This window comes from Parvularcula mediterranea, assembly GCF_013085255.1.
GTDB lineage: Bacteria > Pseudomonadota > Alphaproteobacteria > Caulobacterales > Parvularculaceae > Parvularcula > Parvularcula mediterranea.
This window is the reverse complement of the sequence record NZ_JABFCX010000002.1, coordinates 1,554,560-1,577,677: the sequence shown is the minus strand read 5'-3', so window position 1 is coordinate 1,577,677 and position 23,118 is coordinate 1,554,560. Positions and strand designations below refer to the sequence as shown.

The 23,118-nt window shown below is 63.3% G+C and carries 20 protein-coding genes and 1 tRNA gene; 8 read left to right on the top strand and 13 right to left on the bottom strand.

Annotated features, from left to right (window positions below; translation table 11 throughout):
* Positions 1-78 precede the first annotated feature (78 nt).
* Complete coding sequence (locus HK107_RS08210) at positions 79-1,176, top strand: ATP-dependent DNA helicase (RefSeq protein ID WP_173198409.1); 1,098 nt, start codon at positions 79-81, stop codon at positions 1,174-1,176.
* Here HK107_RS08210 and HK107_RS08205 read toward each other — a convergent pair.
* The 10 genes from HK107_RS08205 to HK107_RS08160 all read right to left on the bottom strand — a co-directional run bounded on the left by HK107_RS08205 (position 1,173) and on the right by HK107_RS08160 (position 9,921).
* On the bottom strand, positions 1,173-1,571 hold the full coding sequence (locus tag HK107_RS08205; RefSeq protein WP_173198407.1) for a type II toxin-antitoxin system death-on-curing family toxin: 399 nt from the start codon (positions 1,569-1,571) through the stop codon (positions 1,173-1,175). The two genes, HK107_RS08210 and HK107_RS08205, sit on opposite strands and share 4 nt — an antisense overlap.
* A complete protein-coding gene (locus HK107_RS08200; RefSeq protein WP_173198404.1) occupies positions 1,568-1,792 on the bottom strand; it encodes an AbrB/MazE/SpoVT family DNA-binding domain-containing protein in 225 nt (74 codons plus the stop codon). The genes HK107_RS08205 and HK107_RS08200 overlap by 4 nt, the downstream gene beginning before the upstream one ends.
* A 65-nt stretch (positions 1,793-1,857) precedes the next feature.
* Entirely contained in the window at positions 1,858-2,493 is a 636-nt protein-coding gene (locus HK107_RS08195; protein ID WP_173198402.1) for a hypothetical protein, read from the bottom strand.
* 110 nt (positions 2,494-2,603) lie between these two features.
* The gene (locus HK107_RS08190; protein WP_173198400.1) at positions 2,604-3,203 is read right to left on the bottom strand and encodes a YceI family protein; all 600 of its coding nucleotides are present in this window, start codon (positions 3,201-3,203) and stop codon (positions 2,604-2,606) included.
* A gap of 78 nt (positions 3,204-3,281) precedes the next feature.
* Entirely contained in the window at positions 3,282-3,680 is a 399-nt protein-coding gene (locus tag HK107_RS08185) for a DUF1801 domain-containing protein (protein ID WP_173198398.1), read from the bottom strand.
* Between the two features lie 29 nt (positions 3,681-3,709).
* Complete coding sequence (locus tag HK107_RS15985) at positions 3,710-4,552, bottom strand: helix-turn-helix domain-containing protein (RefSeq protein WP_173198396.1); 843 nt, start codon at positions 4,550-4,552, stop codon at positions 3,710-3,712.
* A 381-nt stretch (positions 4,553-4,933) separates the two neighbouring features.
* Positions 4,934-5,287 carry a DUF1801 domain-containing protein gene (locus HK107_RS08175; protein WP_173198394.1) on the bottom strand — a complete coding sequence of 118 codons (354 nt, stop codon included), beginning with the start codon at positions 5,285-5,287 and terminating at the stop codon, positions 4,934-4,936.
* Between the two features lie 79 nt (positions 5,288-5,366).
* Complete coding sequence (locus HK107_RS08170) at positions 5,367-7,556, bottom strand: 3-hydroxyacyl-CoA dehydrogenase NAD-binding domain-containing protein (RefSeq protein ID WP_173198392.1); 2,190 nt, start codon at positions 7,554-7,556, stop codon at positions 5,367-5,369.
* Between the two features lie 17 nt (positions 7,557-7,573).
* On the bottom strand, positions 7,574-8,518 hold the full coding sequence (locus HK107_RS08165) for an isoaspartyl peptidase/L-asparaginase family protein (RefSeq protein ID WP_173198390.1): 945 nt from the start codon (positions 8,516-8,518) through the stop codon (positions 7,574-7,576).
* A gap of 191 nt (positions 8,519-8,709) precedes the next feature.
* The gene (locus HK107_RS08160; RefSeq protein ID WP_173198388.1) at positions 8,710-9,921 is read right to left on the bottom strand and encodes an acetyl-CoA C-acetyltransferase; all 1,212 of its coding nucleotides are present in this window, start codon (positions 9,919-9,921) and stop codon (positions 8,710-8,712) included.
* 139 nt (positions 9,922-10,060) lie between these two features.
* Here HK107_RS08160 and HK107_RS08155 point away from each other — a divergent pair.
* Both HK107_RS08155 and HK107_RS08150 read left to right on the top strand, forming a co-directional pair.
* Positions 10,061-10,134: transfer RNA gene (locus HK107_RS08155), tRNA-Ile, on the top strand.
* A 762-nt stretch (positions 10,135-10,896) separates the two neighbouring features.
* Positions 10,897-11,589, top strand: a complete 693-nt coding sequence (locus HK107_RS08150) for a hypothetical protein (RefSeq protein WP_173198386.1) — start codon at positions 10,897-10,899, stop codon at positions 11,587-11,589.
* Here the strand turns inward: HK107_RS08150 and HK107_RS08145 are convergent.
* Complete coding sequence (locus tag HK107_RS08145; RefSeq protein WP_233061178.1) at positions 11,586-13,043, bottom strand: efflux transporter outer membrane subunit; 1,458 nt, start codon at positions 13,041-13,043, stop codon at positions 11,586-11,588. The genes HK107_RS08150 and HK107_RS08145 overlap by 4 nt on opposite strands.
* A gap of 82 nt (positions 13,044-13,125) precedes the next feature.
* Between HK107_RS08145 and HK107_RS08140 the strand changes: the two genes are divergently transcribed.
* The 5 genes from HK107_RS08140 to HK107_RS08120 all read left to right on the top strand — a co-directional run bounded on the left by HK107_RS08140 (position 13,126) and on the right by HK107_RS08120 (position 21,098).
* Positions 13,126-14,310, top strand: a complete 1,185-nt coding sequence (locus HK107_RS08140; protein ID WP_173198382.1) for an efflux RND transporter periplasmic adaptor subunit — start codon at positions 13,126-13,128, stop codon at positions 14,308-14,310.
* 3 nt (positions 14,311-14,313) lie between these two features.
* Positions 14,314-17,517 carry an efflux RND transporter permease subunit gene (locus tag HK107_RS08135; protein WP_173198380.1) on the top strand — a complete coding sequence of 1,068 codons (3,204 nt, stop codon included), beginning with the start codon at positions 14,314-14,316 and terminating at the stop codon, positions 17,515-17,517.
* Between the two features lie 54 nt (positions 17,518-17,571).
* Positions 17,572-19,494, top strand: a complete 1,923-nt coding sequence (uvrC, locus tag HK107_RS08130) for an excinuclease ABC subunit UvrC (RefSeq protein WP_173198378.1) — start codon at positions 17,572-17,574, stop codon at positions 19,492-19,494.
* Positions 19,495-19,572: 78 nt separating this feature from the next.
* Positions 19,573-20,562 (top strand): glycoside hydrolase family 5 protein, encoded by a 990-nt coding sequence (locus tag HK107_RS08125; RefSeq protein ID WP_173198376.1) that lies wholly within the window; start codon positions 19,573-19,575, stop codon positions 20,560-20,562.
* Between the two features lie 77 nt (positions 20,563-20,639).
* Positions 20,640-21,098, top strand: coding sequence for a GlcG/HbpS family heme-binding protein (locus HK107_RS08120; RefSeq protein WP_173198374.1), 459 nt, complete (start codon positions 20,640-20,642; stop codon positions 21,096-21,098).
* Positions 21,099-21,162: 64 nt separating this feature from the next.
* On the opposite strand, the gene HK107_RS08115 is transcribed toward HK107_RS08120, so the two are convergent.
* Together HK107_RS08115 and HK107_RS08110 are read right to left on the bottom strand one after the other, a co-directional pair.
* On the bottom strand, positions 21,163-21,648 hold the full coding sequence (locus HK107_RS08115) for a DUF4174 domain-containing protein (protein WP_173198372.1): 486 nt from the start codon (positions 21,646-21,648) through the stop codon (positions 21,163-21,165).
* 5 nt (positions 21,649-21,653) lie between these two features.
* Positions 21,654-23,102, bottom strand: coding sequence for a leucyl aminopeptidase (locus tag HK107_RS08110; protein ID WP_173198370.1), 1,449 nt, complete (start codon positions 23,100-23,102; stop codon positions 21,654-21,656).
* Positions 23,103-23,118: the final 16 nt, after the last annotated feature.

Sequence of the window (23,118 nt, the reverse complement as noted above, 5' to 3'; positions counted from 1 at the left end):
CTGGGCGTTCGGCACCGCTGGACGCCCCCGCCAGTTCACCTTACGTTCCCCGGCTAGCGACCACCAAAGGTAAGGCCCATGAAGTGGTCCCCCCAGCAGGACGACGCCCTGAGAGCTGCGAGCCAGTGGCTCTCCAAGCGCGACAGCCAGGTCTTCCGCCTCTTCGGCTACGCAGGCACGGGCAAGACCACCCTCGCCAAGGAGATCGCCCAGCACGTCGACGGCGACGTGGTCTTCGGCGCCTTCACCGGCAAGGCCGCCCACGTCCTGCGCCAGAAGGGCTGCGACGGCGCCCAGACGATCCACTCCCTCATCTACCGCCCTGCCGTCAGCGAGGATGAGGACCCCGGCGAGAACCCCGAGTTCACCATCCGCCGCGATGCGCCCGCGGGCGAAGCGTCCCTCATCATCATCGATGAATGCTCGATGGTGGATGAGGAGCTGGGCCGCGACCTCCTCTCCTTCGGTGCGCCCGTGTTGGTCCTCGGCGACCCGGCGCAGCTCCCTCCCGTCAAAGGCGGCGGCTATTTCACCGACGCCGAGCCCGACGCGATGCTGACCGAGGTTCATCGGCAGGCGGAGGAAAGTCCCATCGTCCGCCTCTCCATGCAGATCCGCGACGGCGAGCTGCCTGAGTTCGGCGACTATGGCGATGCGCAAGTCATCGCCAAGCGCGACATCGACCCCGACATTGTCCTATCCACCGATCAAGTCCTCGTCGGCACCAACAGAACCCGCCGCCGCTACAATGAACGCCTTCGCGAGAGGCAGGATTTTGACGGCTTAGAGCCCTGCGTTGGGGAAAAACTCGTCTGCCTGCGGAACAATAAGCAGAAGGGCCTCCTCAACGGCTCCATGTGGACCGTCAAGCAGCGCAATGGCCGCCGCCGGGGCATGATCCGCATGGACCTCCTCCCCGAAGATGGCGGCCGCGCCACCAAGGTCTCGGTCCTGCCGGAGTTCTTCGCAGGCGAAACCGGCGACATCCCCTGGCAGAAACGCCGGAACTCCGACGAGTTCGACTATGGCTACGCCCTTACCGTCCACAAGGCACAGGGCTCGCAGTGGGACGATGTCGTGCTCTTCGACGAAAGCTACGCCTTCCGTGAACACCGCATGGCCTGGCTCTACACCGGCGTCACAAGAGCCGCGAAAAAGCTGACCATCGTCCGCTAGTCGTCAGAAGCAACGGGCACGGAATTGTGGCGAAGCCACTCCGCATACTGATCCTGAGACAGCTCTCCCGCCGCAAGCTTCAGCACCGTTTCCACCACATCCAGCTGAGACCCTTCAAACACAAAGCCGTTCAGCTCGAGAAACACCACCGATGCAATGAAGGCGGTCCGCTTGTTTCCATCCACGAACGGATGGTTCTTCGCGATGCCAAACGCATAGCTTGCGGACAGAGCAAATGGGTCTGTCTCGCCGTAAGCGAAGGAGTTTCGAGGCCGCGCAAGTGCACTTTCGAGCATGCCAGCGTCCCGCACACCGCGACCGCCGCCATGCTCGAGCAACTGTTCTTCGTGAAGGATCGAGAGCACTTCGGGGAGCAGCCAGACCGGCTCGCTCACTTCGCAAGCTCCCTGAGCGCCGTGCGATAGCGCTTCGCCACCGAACGCCCGGTCTCAAGCTGCTTCGCGACTTCAGGATCGTACCGCCTGAGCTCAACACCCTCGGTCGAGCTGACAGCATACACCTCGTCGCCCTGCTCGAACTGGTGCTGTTCGAGCAGTTCCTTCGGCAGGACCACGCCCACCGAATTGCCGATCTTGCGGAGCTTGATCTTGTGCATCGCGCTATCTCCTCTTCCGAGAAGATAGCGCGTTATAACACCTGTTACAACATGTAGCCGGAAGGCTAGTTGCTGCCGCCCATCAGGAACTCGCGCATCTCGAAGCTCATCTCCGGCACTTCGTGGGGCGCATCACCGACGATCGCCTTGATCCGCTCCACACGCTCGGCACTGCCGGGGGCACCGAGGGAGACGGACGCAGCCGAACCGCTGCGCGTGCCTTGGATCATCGAGCGCACAGCGGTGTCCATGACTGCCATCTGGCTTCGGAAGTTGCCGATGACGAAACCATAGTCCGCGATCATGTAGTGGAGGATCATCACGCCATCGGGGTGCTTGATGGCTTTCGGGATCACACCAGAGGAGTTGAAAGCGTTGAGCCCATCGCCGGTCAGGCGAGGCCCTTGCACGAGGCCCATGAAGGACGCCCCTGCGCAATTGCTGTTGCCGTTCCGGCAAGCGGCCGGGACGATGACGAAGCGAACGCCCGAAGACATCTGCACACCGACCGCCCGGCTGCCGTCACCTGCTGAGAGGATCGTCGCTGATTGGCCGTTCGCAACCACAGCAGCCTGAACGTTGCCGACGTCCAGATTATCAAGAATCTGCCTTGGTGACGCCTGACCGAAGGAGTTGCCCTGCGCGGCGGCCACGCCAGTCGCCATGAGAGCAGCTGCAGCAAAAGAGACGAGTTTTTTCATGTGAAGCCCCGGAATCCTTAACCCTAGACTCACGAGCCTCGCGCGAAAAAGGCGGCGAAGCAAGAAGCTTCACCGCCTTCACTGTACTGCGCCAAAGTGATCGCGAACGACTACTCAGTCTTCGCGAACTCAGCGTTGATCTCGATCGTCACATCGGTGCCGATGCCGAACTGGGTCCAGGCGTCAGAGCCCCATTTCGTCCGGTCGATCGTGGTCTTGCCGGAGAAGCCAAGCTTTGGCGTGCCCATGAAATCGCCGGAGCCGACAAGCTCGACATCCATGGTGATCTCACCGGTCTTGCCGTTGAAGCTCAGGTCGCCCGTGACGACGCCGGTCTTGTCGCCGGTCTTCTTCAGCTTGGTCGTCTTGAACGTGATCTCGGGCTGGGTTTCAGAGCCGAGGGCGTTCTTCGCGATGTCTTCTGCGAAGGTATCATTGCCCGCGTGGCTGACCGCTGCTGGCACATCGACGCTGTCCGCACCGATCGTCACCATCATGGAGGAGCGTGCCGGGCGGTCGGCGTTCCATTCAATCGCCCCGCCGACCTCTTCAAACGAGCCGCGGTAAAGGGAGAAGCCAGCATGGCTGACGCCCCAGATCACCGTCGTATGGGTCGGGTCGAGCTGATAGGTCCCGCTGGGCACATCCTGCGCGACGGCTGCGGTGGAAAGGCTGAGAGCGGCAAGGGCTGCCGTGGCGAAGAGTTTCATCGTCGAGTTCCTTCTCGCGTCGAATGACGGATAGGAACTTTGGGTCGAAACGCCCTGTCGGCAATCAGGAACTGCCGCTCATCGCGACAAAGCTACCTTGCCTTCAAGGCCCGCTTCCGCCTCGGCCAGGTGCGCGATCTGCAGCTGGAAGGCCTCGCGGAGGAGGAGCTTCACCTCTGCATCGACGTCGAGGAGCGACCGCAACTCGATGAACCGGATCGCCCCGGCGCCTGTCCCCCGCAGCCTTCCCGGCAGCATCGCATCGAGGTCACTGCCGCGCCAGAAGTGCAGGTTGCACTTCCGCTCGAAGGGAATGAGCGAGACGACCCTGTCGAAGAGCGACCACGTCGGCACACCCAGCGCCAGGCCAAACTCTGCATAAGGGGCACAGGCCTCGACTTCCCGGCGCACGGTATCAGCGATCTCGCGCGCACGGCCTTCGAGGAGGTCCAACATGGTTTCTGCGTTGTTCATCATGCGGAGACCGCTGCAAACGACGTGCCGGATCACCCGATCAGGCTATAGGGGGAAGGATGGTCGATCTGCCTGCGCTGGTCGAGCGTCACGCGCACAAGAAAGTGCGGACCGTTGATGAACTCGGTCGGGGTCCTGCCGTTGAAGGTCTTGAACTCACGAATGAAATGGGCCTGATCGTAGTAGGTCGTCGAGGCCACATCGCGCCAGTCCTGATGCTCGTCCCAGGCAAAGGCGTTCGCAGCGTGAAGGGCCCTGAACTTGCGGTGCAGCTTCTTCGGCGACCCGCCGAAATAGGCTTTGCAAAGCCTCTCAAGCTGACGCTGGGACCGTCCAGATGTCTCAAGCAGGTCCTCCAGCTCCATCGGACCCGGCTGGGTGATCCACTCGGTGATCTGGTCGAGGAACACCCGGTCGATCCGCGCTGACGTCCTGCGGGCAGCCGCGAAGAAGCCGTCGACCTTGGAGAGGCGTTCCTCCGTCGTCTTCGCTGCGAAGATTTCGTCGATCAGCGGGCGGAACCGCTCCTCCATCGTGTTCCTGAGGTCCACGAACTGGTCAGCGAAATGGTGTGCGGAGGACGGCGCCATTTGCGCCCAGCCAAGCGGCGTGACCGCTGCGCCGAAAACAACTGTACCCGGATCAAACTCAATACGGCTGGACCTGAATGTCGGCCCGCAGAGCAGAGCGAACGGCGCTTTGAACTCCCGCCACTTACCCATCAGGTCAGAGCGCACAGCGCCTTCAAGGACAAAGCGGACATTAGCGATTTCCGCCCGCATCCGGTCTTCGAAAGGCGCGGAGAAGGAGACCTGGTAGTAGCTACCAATCGCCTCCTGAAGTTCGCTGGCAGGTGTGAAATACTCGAACTGCACGCTTTGAGGGGTCCCTTGGGTTGGAACTCTTTGCTGTCAAGAATGACAGAGATGTCGATTCTATACAATTCGCCGCAGCTGAATAAGGCGTAGAAACAACAAGCAACAGGGCTTCCAAACGTGTTGGCGACTGGAGATCGAGGTCTTCGGAGCCTGCCATTTGGCTTGTCTCTCGCCAGTGCTCGCGCAGCTGGGGAAGAGCTCTTCTCTTCCTGGCTTTTCGGCAATTGGCGGGAAGAGACGCTGCTGGCGATGAAGACTCGGGCTGCAGATGAGGATCTGCGCCTGAAACGCCGGCTGCTCTGGAGTGCCAGCCCACGGCGCTCCATCAAGGAAGCGCTCGCCTTCGAGGGGGAAGGCGAGCGCTCTCCTCTTTATCCGCTAACGGATGGCTTTCGGATCGAGCGCCAGCGCCGCATCCATGATCGCGCGAAGGCCCTCATCGACCTCGCCGATCTTGCGCACCTTGACGTGGCGCAGGTCCTTGCCCGTCCCCTCGATCCGTTCGGGAAACTGGTCGGCGAGAGCAGAGCCCTGCCAGAGTTGGAGATTGCACCGGTCCGTATGCGCAATGATCGACGCGACGCGGTACTTTCCGCGCAGCCAGCACGGAAACCCCCAGGCCAACTTCACCTCTGCATCAGGGATCATCTCATCGAGCACTGCACGAAGCGCGAGAGCAATCGACTGCACCTCCCCCTCCTGCTTGTCGAAGTACTCCTGCACCGTCGCCATGGGCCCTCTCCTCTTCCCCCACAAAAAAGGGCCCGGAGGAAATCCTCCGGGCCCTGATCTTCAAAACATCTAGCTAGCCTCAGGCCGCGTAGAGCTTCTGGTTCTTCTCCGCCATATCGCGGAACTTCGCCGGCGGCGAGAATTTCGAGCCGTGCTTCTGGGCGAGACGCTCGGCGGTACGGACGAACTCTTCAAGGCCGATCGTGTCGATGTGGCTCATCGGGCCACCCGTCCACGGAGCGAAGCCCCAGCCGAAGATCGCGCCGAGGTCGGCCGACTGCGGATCATGGACGACGTCCTGAGCATACATGTTCGCCGCAGCGACGAGCTGCACGTAGAGGAGACGTTCCTTGACTTCATCGGCCGTAGGCTGATCGTCAGCGAGCGGGAAGTGCTCGGACATGCCCTGCCAGAGGTGCTTCTTGCCGCCTTCGGGGTACTCGTAGAAGCCCTTGCCGACCTTCTTGCCCTTGCGGCCAAGGTCTTCGACGAAAAGCTTCAGGAGGTCCTCGACGCCGTTGGGCTGATAGTCGTCGCCCATCTCTTTCATCGTGGACTGAGCAATCCGCCAGCCAAGCTCCTGGCTCGTCTCGTCCATTAGGGCGAGCGGGCCAACCGGCATGCCCATATGGACGGCGCAATTGTCGATGAGGGCCGGGTTGATCCCTTCCTTCACCATCAGGGCTGCTTCGTTGAGGTACGGAACAACGACCGAGTTGCAGTAGAAACCGCGCGTGTCAGAGACAACGATCGGCGTCTTCTTGATGGCCTGGACATAGTCGAGGGCCGTTGCCAGCGCCTTGTCGCCACAGCCTTCCGGCGTGATGATCTCGACGAGCGGCATCTTGTCGACCGGCGAGAAGAAGTGGATGCCGATGAAGTCCTCACGGCGCGTGAAGTTCTTCGCAAGGTTGCCGATCGGAATGGTCGACGTGTTCGAAGCGAAGATGACGTCCTTGCGGATGACCGCTTCGACACGCTCGGTGATGTCTTTCTTCACCGCAGGATCCTCGAAGACCGCTTCGATGATCAGGTCGACATCCTTGAGGTCCTCGACATTGTCCGTAGGCGTGATGAGGTCGAGCATCGCGTCGGACTTCTCTTTCGAGAGCTTGCCGCGCGAGATGCCCTTCTCGTTCAGCTTGACCGAGTAGCCCTTGCCCTTCTCCGCAGACTCCATGTCGCGGTCGAGAAGGACGACCTTCATGCCGACCTTGGCCGAGACGTAGGCGATGCCTGCGCCCATCATGCCAGCGCCGAGAACGCCGAGGGTCTTGATCTTCTGCTTCTCGACACCTTCGGGCCGTGCCGCACCCTTCTCCGCTGCGCCCTTGTTGACGAACAGCGTACGGATCATGTTCTTCGCCTGCGGCTCCATCAAGCACTGGACGAAGTACTTGCTCTCGATGCGGAGGCCGACATCGATCGGAACGATCGAGCCTTCATAGATGGAGGACAGGATACGCTCGACCGCCGGATAGTTGTGGTTGGTCTGGCCCTGGGCCATCGCCGAGGAACCGGCGAAGATCGGCACGACCCGCGGGTCCATGGCGCCTGCGCCGCCCGGGATCTTGAAGCCCTTGGCGTCCCAGCGAGCAACGGCTTTCGGGTTGGCTTTCACCCACTCCTTAGCCTTGGCAACGATCTCAGCATGCGGAGCGATCTCGTCGACAATGCCCATCGCCTTGGCGGCGTCAGCCTTCATCGGCTTGCCTTGGGTACAGATCTGCATGGCGTTCTGGACACCTGCGAGGCGCATGGTGCGCTGGGTGCCGCCTGCGCCCGGGATCAGGCCGACCTGCACTTCGGGCTGGCCGAACTGGACACCCTTGGCATCGGAGGCCACGCGGTAGTGCGCAGCCAGCGCCAGCTCCATACCGCCGCCGAGCGCCAGGCCGTTGACCGCAGCCGCAACCGGCTTGGCATGCGCCTGACCCTTCTGGAGAAGCTTCGCAGGCTGACCACCTGTCTCGAGCTTCCTGAGAGCCTGCTGGAGGCCGTAGTTCGCCTCGAACATCTGCTGGGGCGTCGCGTCCTCTGGCATCGCACCAAGCATGGTGAGGTCGGCTCCTGCAAGGAAGCCGCTCTCTTTGCCCGACGTGATGACCAGGCCCTTCATGTCGTCATTGCCGAGAAATTCGTCCACGAACTTCTCAAAGTCCGCGATGAGGTTCTGGTCCCAGACGTTCATCGACTTGCCCGGCAGGTCGATGGTCATGGTGACGATGCCATCGGCATCCGTTTCGATTTTGAAGCTGTCGTAGCTCATGGGGTTACTCCCGTGTTTCAGTTCGCGCGACCAAGGGGCTCTGCGCTGGTTTTCTTGGAATAGGCGTCGGTGTCGTCACTGGCGAAGGCGTGGATCACGCCGCGCGTTGAGTGCGGAGCGGCGAAGTTGCCTTCCGTGTCCAGCGTGATGACGGCACCGAGGCCGCGTTTTTCGGCCATCCGTTCAAGGACGACTTCTGAGGCTTCCTGCACGCCGAGGCCGCCCTCGACGAGGAGTGAGATGGAGTGCGCGGCGGCGTGGCGGATGAACCACTCGCCGTGACCCGTGGCGGAGATCGCAGCGCCCTGATTGTCCGCATAGGTCCCTGCCCCGATGACCGGCACATCACCGAGGCGCCCAGGCACCTTGGCATCGTAACCGCCCGTCGAGGTGGCCGCAGCAAGGTTGCCGCAGCGGTCGAGCGCCACGGCGCCAACCGTTCCGTGCTCGTCCTTCTCGGAACCGGACTTCAGGAACCAGCCCTTGGGCGCCTCATCGGCACCCAATTCGCGGACATAGGCCTCGCCCCTGTCCCCGACGACCATCACGTGACGGGATTTCTCCATCACGAGCCGGGCGGCGTGGACCGGTGAGCGCGTATTGATCAGTGAGCCAACCGATCCGGCGTTGAGGTTCGACCCGTCCATGATGGACGCATCGTTCTCGACATAGCCTTCCTGGTTGGTGATCGAGGCACGACCGGCATTGTAGAGCCCGCTTTCCTCCATCGCACCGACAGCCAGCTCCACCGCATCGACCGCCGTAGCGCCCGCGCGAAGTTGCCGTCCGACCTGCGCCGCAAGCTCGCGGATATAGGTCATTTGCTGCTGCGAGATGTTCTCACCATTCGTATACGCACCACCGTGAAGACCGATGGCGTAGTCCGTACTGGCAGCACAGTCCTCGGCATGGGCTGCGCCCAATGCAAGGGTGGCTGCCGCGGCGAACAAGACAGCTTTCATTCCGCGTTACTCCGCTTACGGATGACGAAACCCGCTATCCAGGCGGCCAGCAATCCCAACGGGATGCCAAACACCGCACGCTCGAGCGGCCAGCCAATGGCAAGACACACGAGAACCGCGATGCAGAGCCCGGCCAGGAGGCCGAGGACTCTTCCGCTCTGCTGGATGGGAGACCTCATCCCTTAAGGGCCTCAGACCCGCTCGATGATCGTAGCCGTGCCCATGCCGCCGCCGATGCACAGCGTGGCGAGAGCCGTCTGCTTGCCGGTGCGCTCAAGCTCGTCGAGCACCGTGCCGAGGATCATCGCGCCGGTCGCGCCCAGCGGGTGACCCATGGCAATCGCGCCGCCGCAGACGTTGATGTCCGAGTGGTCGATGTCGAGGGCCTGCATGAAGCGCAGGACAACCGAAGCGAACGCTTCGTTCAGCTCCCAGATGTCGATGTCATTCTTCGACATGCCAGCACGGTCGAGGACCTTCTTCGCCACGAACTCAGGGCCCGTCAGCATGATGGTCGGCTCCGAACCGATCGAGGCCATCGCCTTGATCCGTGCACGGGGTTTCATGCCGAACTTCTTGCCCATCTCTTCGTTGCCGATGAGGATACCGGCAGCGCCGTCCACGATGGCCGAGGAGTTACCCGCGGTGTGGATGTGCTCGATCTTTTCGAGCTCAGGATACTTCTGAAGCGCGACCTTGTTGAAGCCGGGCATCATCTCGCCCATGCCGAGGAAGGCCGGGGGCAGCGAGCCGAGCGACTGCATGTCCGTCTGCGGACGAATGTTCTCGTCGTGCTTCAGGATCTCCATGCCGATCACGTCTTTGACGGGAACGACAGAGTTCGCAAAGCGGCCCTCTTCCCAGCTCTTGGCCGAGCGCTTCTGGCTCTCGACGGCGTACTTGTCGGCGTCGTCGCGGGTGATGCCGTACTTGGTCGCGATGATGTCGGCCGAGATGCCTTGCGGGACGATGTAGTTTTTAAACGTCACCGCCGGGTCAGAGACCATGGCGCCGCCGTCCGAGCCCATCGGCACGCGGCTCATCGCCTCGACACCGCCGCCGATGGCCATATCGGCCTCGCCGGACATGACCTTCGCAGCGGCCATGTTCGTGGCTTCGAGCGCCGAGGCGCAGAAGCGGTTGATCTGCACACCAGCCGTCGTCTGGGCGTAGTCCGCCTGGAGGACCGAAGTCCGTGCGATGTCCGCACCCTGCTCGCCGACAGGCGAGACACATCCGAACACCACGTCATCGACGTAGCGGGTGTCGAGCTCGTTCCGGTCGCGCAGTGCGGCGAGAACCTGGGCTCCAAGTTGGACGGGGGTGATTTCATGCAGGGTGCCATCTGGCTTGCCCTTGCCGCGCGGCGTTCTGACCGCGTCGTAGATGAAGGCCTCAGTCATGGGGCGTCTCCTTCTTTCCTAGTTGGGGACGCCATTAGACCGTCGCGGCACCGAACGCCAGCAACGGCTCTGCATACGCTTGAGGTTCCGTTACGCTCTGCTACAGCGGCAGGCCGGGAGCCAAGATTCCCGCCCTTCTGGGGGCATAGCTCAATTGGTTAGAGCTGGCGGCTCATAACCGCTAGGTTGGGGGTTCGAGTCCCTCTGCCCCTAGAAAGATTTTCTATCTCACGGCGCGTGGCGCCTCCGATGGGGCGGGCCTGACCGGCCCGGACGCCCGGTCGGGCGCCTTCGCGCGGAACCGTCGGAAAAAGGGCAAAGCGGCGCAAGTACCGCCTCCCTCTCCCCAGGGGAGAGGGACCGAGGGTGAGGGCTTTCGGAGCGCTGCGCGCGCATTCCTTTGGGGATGGATCCTGGATCAAGTCCAGGATGACGGACGGAGAGCACACCTCGCAATTCTCGTCATCCTGGACCCCGATCCAGGATCCATCCCCAAAAGAAGCGCGCGGCAGCGCACCACAAACTTATCCCCCCACCTCCAACCCTCCCCCACAATCCCCCCACGTTCCCCTCCGCATTCGCGGGCGGACCGGTCGTCAGGGACGGCGGAGGGGCGGTGTTCGGATAGGATGGGCAGGGCTGACACCCTGCGGGCCGGGGCGGGCGAGAAGGCGCCTCCCGGTCCCGAAGAGCCAGCCTGACGACAAGGGCTTCAAGTGCTGAGCCGCCGGGTGCCTTCCCCTAGCGCCCCGCGGACCCGGCCCCTTGCCAAGACACCGGGAGCGGGCGCGACGCGCGCCACACACATTACCACTGAAGCGTTGCCGACCGCCCGCTCCAGCCCCCGCGACCCATCAAGCGGCTGCCCCGAAAAGCAGGCCGCCCCTTAACGCTGCGCAGCTGCGCCTCGCGCTTGGCTTCACGGTTAACAATTCTTACGATCGCGTGAGCAAGGGGATGAGGGGAAAACAAACCATGCGCACACTCGCCATTCTGGCAGCCGCCACAGCACTCACCGGCGCAGCCAGCGCCGCGCCCATCACGTCACAGAGCTTCTTTTCAGGCTCCAGCGACGTGGTCATCGACTTTGACAGCCTTGCGCCCAACACGGATCTTTCGACCCAGATCACAGGGCTTGTTTTCTCCTCCGAAGACGAGATCGGCACCCTCAACACCACCGATGCCGCCGATGCCTCGGGCCGGTTCGAGGACGACATGAAGGTCCTGAACACGGTCGGCGGCGGCGGCTCCCCATCGAGCTCGCCGAACTACACCTCCGGCGGCCTCTTCCTCGGCCCGGCGAACAACGGCCAGAACGTAGCCGACATCAGGATCGACTTCACCGACGCTGTTGCAGCCGTCGGTATGCAGATCATTGATAACGACTTCTCGACAGGCCGCCTCAGCGCTTACGCCGCCGACGGATCACTCCTCGAGACGGTGATCGTCCCTCAAGTCGGCGAAGGTGGCTCGGCCTTCTGGGGCATCGACGCGACGGGGCTAGGCAGCCTCATCGCCTACATCATCTATGACGGCCCCGGAAACGCAGCCATCGACAGCACCTTCTTCGATGATCTCAGCTACCGTCCTGGCAGCGCCATCCCGGTGCCAGGCGCCCTCCCGCTCTTCGCAGCAGGGCTCCTCTTCCTCCGCAGACGGAAGGCTTAGTCAGCCAGAACCCGGTGGATCTGCACGCGGGTCCTGAGCGCGGCGATCCGGGCAGAAACTGCCTGGTCTTGGGTCGAAAGCGCCGTTCTCTGGGCATCGAGGAGGGTCAGGAGGCTGTCCGCCCCTTCCCTGTAGCGCGCCTCGACCAGCTCGGCTGAGCGCACGGCAGCGTTCTCCGCGCCGGTCAGGATCACCGCCTGCTCCACCGCCCCGGTATGGAGCGCTAGCGCCCGGTCCGTCTCGGTCAGCGCACGGAGGACCGCCTGCTCATACTGCGCCAGCGCAGCCCCGGCTTCCGCCTTGGCAGCAGCCCGCTGCTTGAGGATCTGCGGATAGCTCAACAGCCTCCAGCTGATCTGCGGGCCTACGGAGTAACCAACCGCATCATCCTCACCAAGCCCTGCAAAATCGAGAGCCGTCAGGCTCCCCGATCCCGTCAGATTGACTTGCGGGAAGAGATCGGCGGTGGCGACGCCAATATCATACGTCTCCGCGGCCAATGCCCGCTCAGCCGCCCTGACATCAGGACGCCTACGGAGCACCTCCGACGGACGGATCAGCGCAACCACCGGATCAGCCGTCGGCAGCTCAGGCGCCACCTCTTCATCCACCAGGTCCGGGAACCGTGCTAGGAACTCAGGCACCGTCATCCCGAGGATGAGGGATATGGCTGCTGTACCGTCCGCGGCTGCGTTCTCCACCTGCTTCACCTGTGCAGCGGTAGACGCCACGAGGGTCTTCTGGCGCAGGACATCGAGCTCCGGGATCTCGCCAAGGTCGTAGAGCTGCTCGACGAGAACCAGCGAGCGCTCCTGCAGCGCGAGATTGTCGAGGGCCACACGCCTGCGGTTCAGCGCCTCGACGAGGGTCAGGAACGTATCGACCGTCTGAGCTGTGATCAGCCGCTCTGAATCAACCAGCAGCTCAGCCTGCTGCTCGGCCCGCGCGGAGGCTCCCTGCGCCTGACGGCGGAGGCGGCCGAAGAGATCGACTTCCCAGCTTACCTGCTGCTGGGCGTTGTAAATCGTAAACTCAGGGTTGTCCGGCGGCGGAGCATTCCCGCCCTGCGGACCATCGCCCCCACCGGCAAAGCCTGCAAAGGCCGCCTGGGCCTGCTGCTGCCGGGTGATGGCGAAACTCGTGGCACCTTGCGGCAGAAGCGCGCGACGCGCGGCTCCCGCCCGCGCATCAGCCGCTTCGAGGCGGTAGAACGCAGCCCGCAGGTCGCGGTTCTCCGCCCGCGCGATGGCCACCATTTCCCCGATCCTCGGATCGGAGAAAGCCTGCCACCACAGCGGGTTATGCTCCTCGTCTCGCGAGGGCTTATAAACGGGGCGGTCTTCGTAGACGTACCCCTCCTGCACACCATCGGGAGAGGGTGCGTCGTAACGCGGCCCCACGGCGATGCATCCCGAGAGTGACGCGGCGCATAGTAGATATAAATGGAGTCTCATTGGCGCTTTGCCCCCGATCTTTTACCGGTCCCTAGCATCGGTTTGGTAAGGGTAGGTTGAGCCCGCAAGAGGACCACTGAATATGAGCACGTCGGACACCGCGGGTGGCGGTAAGCGTTGGCTCCTGATTGGCGCAATCGCGCTAGGCGTAGGGATCGCCATCAATGTCATCGCCGGGGAGATCGCCAAGGCCCGCGACAATGCGCGCGAGCCCCGCGAGGAGACACTCCCCCTCATCGAGACCGTCTCGGCCACGAAGGTCGAGAGCCTCACCGTCGTGGAAGAGGGCTTCCTGCGCCCCCGCGCCGTGATCGACGTCGTGCCTGAAATCTCCGGCAAGGTGGTCGAAGTCTCACCCAAACTTGAACCCGGCGGCAGCTTCGAAGCTGGGGAGCTGATGTTCCGCATCGACCCGCGTACCTTCGAAGCCGACCTCCAGCGCGCCGTCGCAGACCTAGCGGCAGCCGAAGCCGAGCTCGAACGCTCCAAGGCCGAAGCCGCCCGCCAGCAGCGCCTCGCAGAAATCGGCGCCACCGCAGAAGCCCGCCGCCAGCAGTCCGACGCAGCCCTCGCCTCGGCAAAAGCCCGCGTCGGCCAGAGCCGCGCTGCCCTCACGATGGCAAGGAAGCGCCTCGACGACACGCAGGTCTCCGCCCCCTTCGACGCCTCGGTCATCTCAGAAACAGTCGCGCTTGGCCGCTTCGTCCAGCCCGGCATGGCCGCCGCGCGGATCTACGACACCGGCGCAGCCGAAATCGTCGTGGGCCTCCGCCCCACCGACGCAGACGCCGTCCGCCGGGCATCCCGCCGCATGGGCGACAGCCTCAAGGTCCAGGTCACTCCCGGCAGGGCCAGCGCCTCCACCGCCACCCTCACCGGCAACCTCAAACGCTTCGGCACCGCCGTTGATGAGCGCAGCCGCACCGTGCCCGTCGTCATCGAAGTCCCCGACGCCTTCTCCTCCGACAACGGAGCGTCCGTCTTCGCCAACGACTACGTGACGGTCGAGATCCCCGCAGAGAGCGAGGGCCTCCTCTTCTCCGCACCCCTCGGTTCGGTGAGGCGTGAGAGCTTCGTCTGGATCCTCGACGCAGAGCAGCGCCTCGCGAAGGTCGATGTCACGCCCCTCAAGCGCACCGGCGAAGAGGTCATCTTCAGGACCACCACCGACCTGACCGATGAGCGGCTCGTCCTCACCGCCCTCACCGAAGAGGCCGAAGGCATCCGCGTCGAGATCGCCTCCGAGCAGGACGAAAGCGGCGCCTGATCCATGAACAAGCTCATCCGTTGGTTCATCGACAGCCGTGTTGCGGCGAATCTCCTCGCGATCTTCCTCGTCGCGGCAGGGCTCGTCAGTGCACGCAGCCTTACCGTCAGGCTGTTCCCCGACGTTGATCCCTACACGGTCAACATCACCGTCCCCTATCCCGGCGCATCGCCCGAGGAGGTGGAGGAAGGGATCGTCGAACCGATCGAAGAGCAGGTTCAGGGCCTCGACGGCGTTCGCAAGATCAACGGACTGGCGGCGGAGAACGTCGCCAACATTGTCGTCCAGCTCGACTTTGGCGCGGACACGGCAGAGATCGCCAACGACGTCCGCAACGCCGTCAACCAGATCACGGTCTTCCCCGAAGCCGCCGAAGAGCCCCAGATTTCAGAGCTCGAATCCAACGAGACCATCGCGCAGCTCACTGTCTCAGGCAGCCGCGACCCGGCAGAGCTCAAGAAGCTCGCCGACGATCTCCGCAGTCAGATCATCTCCTCTCCAGCCATCAGCCGGGTGGAGATCGCGGGCATCCAGGAATATCTGATCGACATCACGATCCCTTCGGCAAGGCTTGAGGCGCTGGGCCTCTCCCTCGACCAGATCGCGTCGACCATCCGTGCACGGTCGCTGGAGCTGTCCGGCGGCGAGATCGAGGATGAGCGCTCGCGTTTCCTCGTCAGGACCTTGGGCGAAGCCGAGATCGGCGAAGAGTTCGAGAAGATCACCATTCTCACCTCAGAAGAGCAGGCTCCGGTCCTCCTCGGCGAGATCGCCGACGTCCGGGACGGGCTATCCGAGAACCCCTACTTCATGCGCCTCAATGGCCAGCCAGCCGTGGCGCTCAACATCATCCGGGTCGGGGACGAGAAGGTCTTCGAGATGATGGACGCGGTCACCAAGGCCGTGGACGAAGCCCAATCCTATATGCCCCCCGGCGTCGAGGCGCAGATCCTTTGGGAGCAGGCGAGCAACCTGCGCGACCGTGTCGACCTTCTCGTCAAGAACGGCCTGATCGGTTTCATCCTGATCTTCGTGATCCTTCTCCTGTTCCTCGATGTCCGCGTCGCCTTCTGGGTCGGCGTCGGCGTTGCGATCAGCTTCATGGGTGTCTTCATCCCGATGGCCGCCGCAGGCATCGCTATCAACCAGCTCTCGCTCTTCGGCTTCATCCTCGCCATCGGCATCGTGGTCGATGACGCCATCGTCGTGGGCGAGAACATCTACGCCACCGTCGAGGACGGCGAGGAAGACCCCAAGCAGGCCGCCAAGCGCGGCACCATCCGCGTGGCGCCGCCGGTCTTCTTCTCGGTTTCGACCACTGTCGCGGCCTTCCTGCCCCTGATGTTCGTTCCGTCCACGGTCGGTCAGTTCATCGGTGACATCGCCTTCGTTGTGTCAGCGGTCCTCGTCCTGTCGCTGATCGAGAGCTTCTACATCCTGCCCAAGCACCTGAGCCACCTTCACGACCGGCCGCCGGGAAAGCTCTCCATCCGTCGCTATGCCGATCCGCTCAGGAACTGGGTGGCGCGCAAGCTCGACCATTTCTCGGCCAACAGGCTGAAGCCCGCGATCCAGTTCGCGGTCTACAAACCTCTCGCCACCGCGTTCTTTTCCCTCGGTGCACTGATCGCCACCTTCGGCCTCTTCTCCGGCGGGGTCATCACGACGATCTTCTTCCCCGAAATCGAAGGCAACTTCGTCACCGGAGAACTGAAGCTCGCGGAAGCCGCCTCGGAAACCCAGACAATCGGCTCGGTCGAGCAGATCCTCGACGCAGCGCAAGTTGCCGCTCAGGAAATCTCCGAGCGTACCGGCACGCCAGTTGAAGACATCATCGAGAACGTCTTCTGGTCCCTTGGCCAGAAAACTTCGAACACCGATGTGGGCAATGTCACGACCTCGGGCGGCGCTGCGGCCAACTACGCCTTCATCGAGGTCCGCCTTCAGGACGCAGCCGTCCGCAAGTTCACGGCACCAGAGTTTGAACGGCGCTGGCGCGATGCCACGGGGCGTATCCCGGGCGCGCAGACCCTCACCTTCTCCTACGACCTCGTGGCCGGCGGCCTCCCTGTCCAAGTGCAGGTGGCCTCCGATGACGATGCCAAGGCCCGCGAAGTGGTCGGCAAGCTGCGCAAGAAGCTCGAAGCCATCCCCGGCGTCTTCGACGCCACCGACGACCGCTCACGGACCACGGGCGAGGTGCAGATCAGCCTCCTGCCCGAGGCCGCCTCCTATGGCGTGGATCTCCAGACCGTGGCCCGCAGCGTCCGTGCAGCCTTCTTCGGTGCCGAAGCCGTCCGTATCCAGAGGGACCGCGAAGAGATCGAAGTCCGTGTACGCCTCCCAGAAGACGAGCGCCGGACGATCGAGGACGTCAAGAAACAGCGCATCATCCTCGGTGACGTCTCCGTCCCGATAAGCGCCGTCGCCGACATCTCCATCGGTCAGGCACCAGCTTCCATCACAAGGATCAATGGCGAGCGCGTCTTCGTCATCTCGAGCGACGTCGACGATGCTGTGACCACAGGCGGCGCCGTGACCCAGGCCATCCTCGGCCCGGCATGGGCTGAAATCGCTGCGGACTATCCCGGCGTTTCGGTCTCCCCGGCGGGCGAACAGGAAGAGCAGGCTCGCGCCCTGCCCGCGCTCCTCAGGAACTTCGTCCTCGCCATGTTCTGCATCTACGCGCTCCTGGCACTGGCGTTCAGGAGCTACACCCAGCCCTTCATCGTGCTGTCGGTCATCCCCTTCGGCTTGATCGGCGCCTTCTGGGGCCACGCGCTCCTTGGCCTGCAAATCAGCCTCCTGTCGATCTTCGGGATCATCGGTCTCTCAGGGGTCATCATCAACGACGCCCTCCTGATGGTCGATTTCATCAATGAAAAGCTCGAGAAAGGGATCGAGGTCGGCAAAGCCATCACCGATGCCGCGATCGAGCGCTTCCGCCCCATTATCCTGACCTCGCTCACCACCTTCCTCGGGGTGACGCCGATTGTCCTCGAGCAGTCCGTGCAGGCCGCCTTCCTCAAGCCAACGGCCGTGTCGCTCGGCTTCGGTATCCTCTTCGGCACCGTGGTCCTGATGTTCGTCGTCCCGGCCATGGCCATGCTCCACTTTCGGGCCAAGCGCCGCACCAAGCAGGCGGGTGAGTTCATCCGCCGCAAGGTGAAGAGCATGGGTGACAAGGATTTAGCCAAGGCGGGCTAGTTACCGCCGATTGCCTTCGCTAAACGCCGGAATCCCTTGATACCGGCGGATAGGATGAGCGACCAACTCGGAAGACCCCTGCGCGGCCATGAGCTGATCGCAGACCAGGTGCAGCGTCTGCCGACGCGGCCCGGGGTCTACCGCATGTTCGGCGAAGAGGAGCAGGTCCTCTATGTCGGCAAGGCCAAGAACCTGAAGGCCAGGGTCTCCAACTACGCGACCCTCAACGGCCACACGAACCGCATCGCCCGCATGATCACCGAGACGGTGGCCATGGAGTTCGTGGTCACGGATACCGAAACCGAGGCGCTCCTTCTCGAAGCGAACCTCATCAAACAGCTCCGTCCACGGTACAATGTGCTGATGCGCGATGATAAGAGCTTCGCCTCGATCCTCGTCGCCAAGGACCACGACTTCCCGCAGATCCTCAAGCACCGCGGCGCCCAGAAACGCCCCGGCGAATATTTCGGCCCCTTCGCCAGCGCAGGCGCAGTCAACCGTGGGCTGAACACTTTGCAGAAGGCCTTCCTCCTCCGCTCCTGCAATGACAGCGTCTTCGAGAACAGGGACCGCCCCTGCCTCCTCTACCAGATCAAGCGCTGCGCAGCCCCCTGCACCGGCGTCGTAAACCAGCGCGAATACGCCCAACTCGTCCGTGAAGCGACGACCTTCCTGAGAGGCGGCAACCGCGAGGTGACTGCCGACCTCTCCAAGGAAATGGAAGAAGCCGCAGAGGCCCTAGACTTCGAACGTGCTGCAAGGCTCCGTGACCGCATCAGGGCCATTGCCCACCTTACCGAAAGCCAGGGCATCAACCCCGGCTCTGTCGAAGAAGCCGACGTCTTCGCGGTCCACGCGGATGGCGGACAATGCTGCGTGCAAGCCTTCTTCTTCCGCGCAGGACAGAACCTAGGCTCCCGCGCATACTATCCGAAGGCGGACAAAGAAGAGCTGCCAGCCACCATCCTCGGCGCGTTCCTCAGCCAATTCTACGATGGCCGTATGCCTCCCCGCTCCATCATGCTGAACCAAGAAATCCCCGACCGTGAGCTTCTGGGCGAAGCCCTGGGCATCAAGGCAGGTCGCAAGGTCGAGGTCTCCGTCCCCCAGCGCGGAGAGAAGCGGGACATCGTTCGCCAGGCGCTCGTCAACGCCCGGGAGGCCCTTGCTCGCCGTCTCGCGGAAACAGCCAGCCAGAAGCGCCTGATGCAGGCCCTCTGCCAGACCTTCGACCTCACCGGCAGCCCCTCCCGCGTCGAGTGCTACGACAACTCCCACATTGGCGGCACCGGAATGGTCGGTGCCATGATCGTCTCCGGCGAAGAGGGCTTCGAGAAGAACCGCTACCGCAAGTTCAACATCAAGGGCGAGGACGTCGTCGGAGGTGATGACTTCGGCGCCATGAACGAAGTCCTCTCCCGCCGGTTCTCCCGCCTCGTCAAGGAAAGCGCTCCGGGTCAGGACGATTGGCCGGGCCTCGTCGTCATCGACGGCGGCATGGGCCAGCTCTCCGCCGCCAAGCAGGCAATGGAAGATCAGGGCATCCGCGTCGGTCCCGACATCGAAGGCGGCGAGATCATGCTCATCTCCATCGCCAAGGCCCGGCGTGAGGACGCACGCGGAGGAAAGACGGCTGACCGGTCAGCAGGCGCTGTGGCGGAGCAGATCTTCGCCCCCGGCAGGGACGCCTTCATGCTGCCCCCGCGCTCGCCCGTCCTCTACTACATCCAGCGCCTGCGCGATGAGGCCCACCGGTTCGCCATCGGTGCCCAGCGCGCCAAGCGGACGAAGCAGATCAGCCAGAACCCTCTCGATGCGATCGACGGTGTCGGCGCTGCACGGAAGAAGGCCCTCCTCCACCATTTCGGCTCCGCCAAGGGCGTCAGCCGGGCGAAGGCACAGGACCTCATGTCCGTTGACGGAATATCGGAGAGCCTAGCCCAGAGAATTTATGATCACTTCCACCCGCAGGGGTAAGATCAGCTCTCTTGCAGTCTCGGGTCCTGCGTGTTGATATCGTTGTCAACGGACGCAAAGTCCTGAGGGAGAGATGCCATGAAAGCCCTAGCCGCCGCCCTTCTCGCAAGCATCCCTGCCGTCGCGGGCGCGCAGGAGATCGCCGCCGCCTATGACGCCAAGCGGTGCGTAAACCTCGGCAACGATCTCGAGCGGCCCAAAGGCGCGAGCTGGGGTGCGCGGGCGCATACGGTCGCTGACCTTGAGAAGATCAAGTCCGCCGGCTTCGACACGGTCCGCATCCCGGTGCGCTGGGACGACTACGCCGCGGACGAAGAGCCCTTCACCATCGACCCGGCCTTCTTCGAGCGGGTCGACGCGCTGGTCGAGCCGGCCCTCGCGATGGACCTCAACGTCATCCTCAACATCCACCATTTCGACGAGGTGATGGAGGAGCCGCGGGACTACGCGCGCAAGTTCCTGGGGCTTTGGCGTCAGATCGCGACCCACTACAACGATGCGCCCGACAGCCTCTGGTACGAGACCCTGAATGAGCCGCGCGACGCCCTCGAGGGTGAGCTGATGCGTGCCTATCAGGACGTTGCGGTGAAGGGCATTCGCGAGATCGATCCCGAACGGATCATCATTCTCATGGGCGACAATTGGTCGAGCATCCGCTCGCTCGAGACCAACATGGATGCGCCGGACGAGAACATCGTCTTCAGCTTCCACTATTACGACCCATTCGAGTTCACTCATCAGGGTGCGGAATGGCTCGGTGAAAACATGCCCAAAGGCAAGCGCGGCTGGGGCAATACTGACGAGCGTCAGGCCCTGAAGCGCGATGCCGACACGGCTGCCGCCTTCGCGGAAGCGACGGGGCACCGAGTGTTCCTAGGCGAGATCGGCGTCAACAGCGCGGCGAAGAACCGTGAGCGGGTGAAGTATATGGGAGCGGTGGCCGAGGAAATGGAGAAGCGCGACATCGCGTGGTGCATCTGGGCTTATACCAACACCTTCTCTCTCCATACGGATGATAAGGGCTGGGACAAGGCGGCGCTGAAGGCGCTTGGCCTAAACGCGCCTTAATGGGCGTGACTGCTCACAGCGTTTGACGATGGAGGCACGGCGGGTCCTGATAGGCGCAGCCAATAAGGAGCTCCGCCATGATCTCAGCTCTCGCAGCTGCCGCCCTCGCCCTCACCGTTCAGACCGACGCGCCGCGCCTCAACGCTGATTCGACCCTCGCGATTATCGAAGGCTGCAAAGCCTATGCTGAGGAGAATGAGCTGGCAGTGGCGATCGCCGTGCTTGACGACCGCCTCAAGATGGCAGGCTACTTGCGCATGGATGGCGTCCGCCAGGGCCCTGCCGACCTCGCAGTCAAAAAGGCCGAGTACGTCGCAAGCTGGGGCCATGAGACCAAGGTGCTCGCCGAGGCCGTGGGCGAAGGCCGCCTCGGCTGGGCGATGACCACGGGTGGCCCTTCGGTCGAGGGCGGCGTTCCGGTCTACTCTGACGGTGTGCTCTTGGGCTCGGTCGGGGTCTCAGGCGCACCGGCCGTCGAGGACGCCAAATGCGCCCGCGCCGGGATCGAGAAGGCTGGCTTGAGGGACAGCCGCTAAGCTCTCGCGTTTTCAGCGAAAGTGGGCCCGGTTTCGCGGTTCGAAAACGCGAGCCAACAAGAAGCTAGCGGTTGTCCATCTCCTGCTGTCGCATAGGCATTGAGTCGATCAGTGTGGTGAGGGTTTCGAGCTCAACGCTCTCCTCCCACCGGCCCTTGATCTGGCCGTCCTTGCCGACGAGCACGATCTCGGGCTTGCCCGGAGCAACGCCGTAGCGCTGGAAGAGGTCTTCCAGCGCGCCGGGAGCCTTGAGCGCCCTGCCCCGGACATTCTGGCCGCCCTCATCGAAGAGGGTGATGCCCACGCCCCGTGCGCCGAAATTGACGACCACGATCTCCCGCTCAGCGAAGGCTGCGTTCTTCTCCGTCGTGCCGATCTGGTCACGGACGAAGTCGTTGTGAACGATCAGGATACGCCGCTTCCACTGAAGCTGGTCGAGGAGCGGCCCCACCGGAGCGGAGACCACCGGGTCAGGCGTCCGCTCCACCCCGCCGAGCGCGGGGGGCTGCGCTGCGGCGAGGCTGAGCGATGCGAGGAGTGCGGTGAGCACGGCGACTAAGCCTCGAAGCCCTTGGCCCACTCATTGAGGAGCCGGACGCCGAAGCCCGTTGCGCCCTTGGGCGATGTGTCGGAGTCCTTCTTGACCCAGGCTGAACCCGCGATGTCGAGGTGCGCCCAAGGCGTACCCTTCTCAACGAAGCGCGAAAGGAAAGCAGCAGCCGAAGAGCTGCCGCCGTCACGACCGCCAATGTTCTTCATATCTGCGACGTCGGACTTGATCATGTCGCGGTGCGCATCACCGAGCGGCATCCGCCAGAGCTCATCACCCGAAGTGTCACCAGCTTCGAGAAGCGCCGTGGCGAGGCTGTCATCTTCCGTGAACAGACCACCATACTCATGGGCCAGCGCGATGATGATCGCACCGGTCAGGGTCGCCAGGTCGACCATGGCTTTAGGTTGGTGGAACTTCTGGCAGTAGGTCAGCACGTCACCGAGGACCAGGCGGCCTTCAGCGTCCGTGTTCAGGATCTCGACGGTCTGGCCGGACATGGTGTCGACGATATCGCCCGGACGCTGGGCATTCCCGTCGGGCATGTTCTCGACAAGGCCGATCAGGCCCACGGCGTTGACCTTAGCCTTGCGGCCGGCGAGCGCGCGGATGGCACCCACGACGGCTGCCGAGCCGCCCATGTCCATCTTCATCTCGTCCATGTTCGCGCCGGGCTTCAGCGAGATGCCGCCCGTGTCGAAGGTCACGCCCTTGCCGATAAAGGCGATCGGCTTTTCGCTGCCACCGCCCGACCATTTCATGACGACCATCTTGCTCTCACGAACAGAACCCTGACCGACGCCGAGCATCATGTGCATGCCGTGCTTGGCGAGCTCTTTCTCACCGAGGATCTCGATCTCGACGCCGAGGCCTTCGAGCTCTTCCTTGCAGAGCTCAGCGTAGCTCTCGGGGTGCAGGACGTTCGGCGGCTCGGTGACGAGATCGCGGGCAAGCTTTACACCGTCGGCAACGGCGCCAAGAGCGTTGTAGCTGTCTTCCGCGTTCGGATCGTCAGAGACCACGTTGATCTTCTGGAGCTTCGGCAGCTCATCCGCCTCGGCCTTCTTCATGTATTTGGTAAAGCTGTAGGAGCGGAGCATCGCGCCGTAGGCGACGTCTGCCGCTGCGCCTCCGGGGGCGAGGATGGTCAGCTCTTTTGCGCGGCGGACAGCCTGGGCAGCGATCTTGCCGCCGAGCTTCTGCATGGCGAGGGCCTTGTCAGCATCGATCTCACCAGCGCCGAGCAGCATCAGGGTCGCTTCGGGCATGGCTTCAGGGCCTGCGATCACGACGGTCTGGCCGGGCTTACCAGAGAAGTCCGAGGCTTTCGCTGCGCGCTTGGCCTCCGCTTCGGCTGCGCTCAGGCCAGCGGGGAGAGAAATCGCGGCATCCTTGGCCACGGGCACGACGATCATGCCGGAATTGGGGATGTCTTTTGTGAAGTTTAATTGCATCGCGTCATTCTCCTCG

Coding starts and splice junctions, on each gene's coding strand:
- HK107_RS08210 (WP_173198409.1), top strand. CDS start 79: ATGAAGTGGTCCCCCCAGCAGGACGACGCCCTGAGAGCTGCGAGCCAG.
- HK107_RS08200 (WP_173198404.1), bottom strand. CDS start 1,792: ATGCACAAGATCAAGCTCCGCAAGATCGGCAATTCGGTGGGCGTGGTC.
- HK107_RS08195 (WP_173198402.1), bottom strand. CDS start 2,493: ATGAAAAAACTCGTCTCTTTTGCTGCAGCTGCTCTCATGGCGACTGGC.
- HK107_RS08190 (WP_173198400.1), bottom strand. CDS start 3,203: ATGAAACTCTTCGCCACGGCAGCCCTTGCCGCTCTCAGCCTTTCCACC.
- HK107_RS08185 (WP_173198398.1), bottom strand. CDS start 3,680: ATGATGAACAACGCAGAAACCATGTTGGACCTCCTCGAAGGCCGTGCG.
- HK107_RS08175 (WP_173198394.1), bottom strand. CDS start 5,287: ATGGCGACGGTGCAGGAGTACTTCGACAAGCAGGAGGGGGAGGTGCAG.
- HK107_RS08170 (WP_173198392.1), bottom strand. CDS start 7,556: ATGAGCTACGACAGCTTCAAAATCGAAACGGATGCCGATGGCATCGTC.
- HK107_RS08165 (WP_173198390.1), bottom strand. CDS start 8,518: ATGAAAGCTGTCTTGTTCGCCGCGGCAGCCACCCTTGCATTGGGCGCA.
- HK107_RS08160 (WP_173198388.1), bottom strand. CDS start 9,921: ATGACTGAGGCCTTCATCTACGACGCGGTCAGAACGCCGCGCGGCAAG.
- HK107_RS08150 (WP_173198386.1), top strand. CDS start 10,897: ATGCGCACACTCGCCATTCTGGCAGCCGCCACAGCACTCACCGGCGCA.
- HK107_RS08145 (WP_233061178.1), bottom strand. CDS start 13,043: ATGAGACTCCATTTATATCTACTATGCGCCGCGTCACTCTCGGGATGC.
- HK107_RS08140 (WP_173198382.1), top strand. CDS start 13,126: ATGAGCACGTCGGACACCGCGGGTGGCGGTAAGCGTTGGCTCCTGATT.
- HK107_RS08135 (WP_173198380.1), top strand. CDS start 14,314: ATGAACAAGCTCATCCGTTGGTTCATCGACAGCCGTGTTGCGGCGAAT.
- uvrC (WP_173198378.1), top strand. CDS start 17,572: ATGAGCGACCAACTCGGAAGACCCCTGCGCGGCCATGAGCTGATCGCA.
- HK107_RS08125 (WP_173198376.1), top strand. CDS start 19,573: ATGAAAGCCCTAGCCGCCGCCCTTCTCGCAAGCATCCCTGCCGTCGCG.
- HK107_RS08120 (WP_173198374.1), top strand. CDS start 20,640: ATGATCTCAGCTCTCGCAGCTGCCGCCCTCGCCCTCACCGTTCAGACC.
- HK107_RS08110 (WP_173198370.1), bottom strand. CDS start 23,102: ATGCAATTAAACTTCACAAAAGACATCCCCAATTCCGGCATGATCGTC.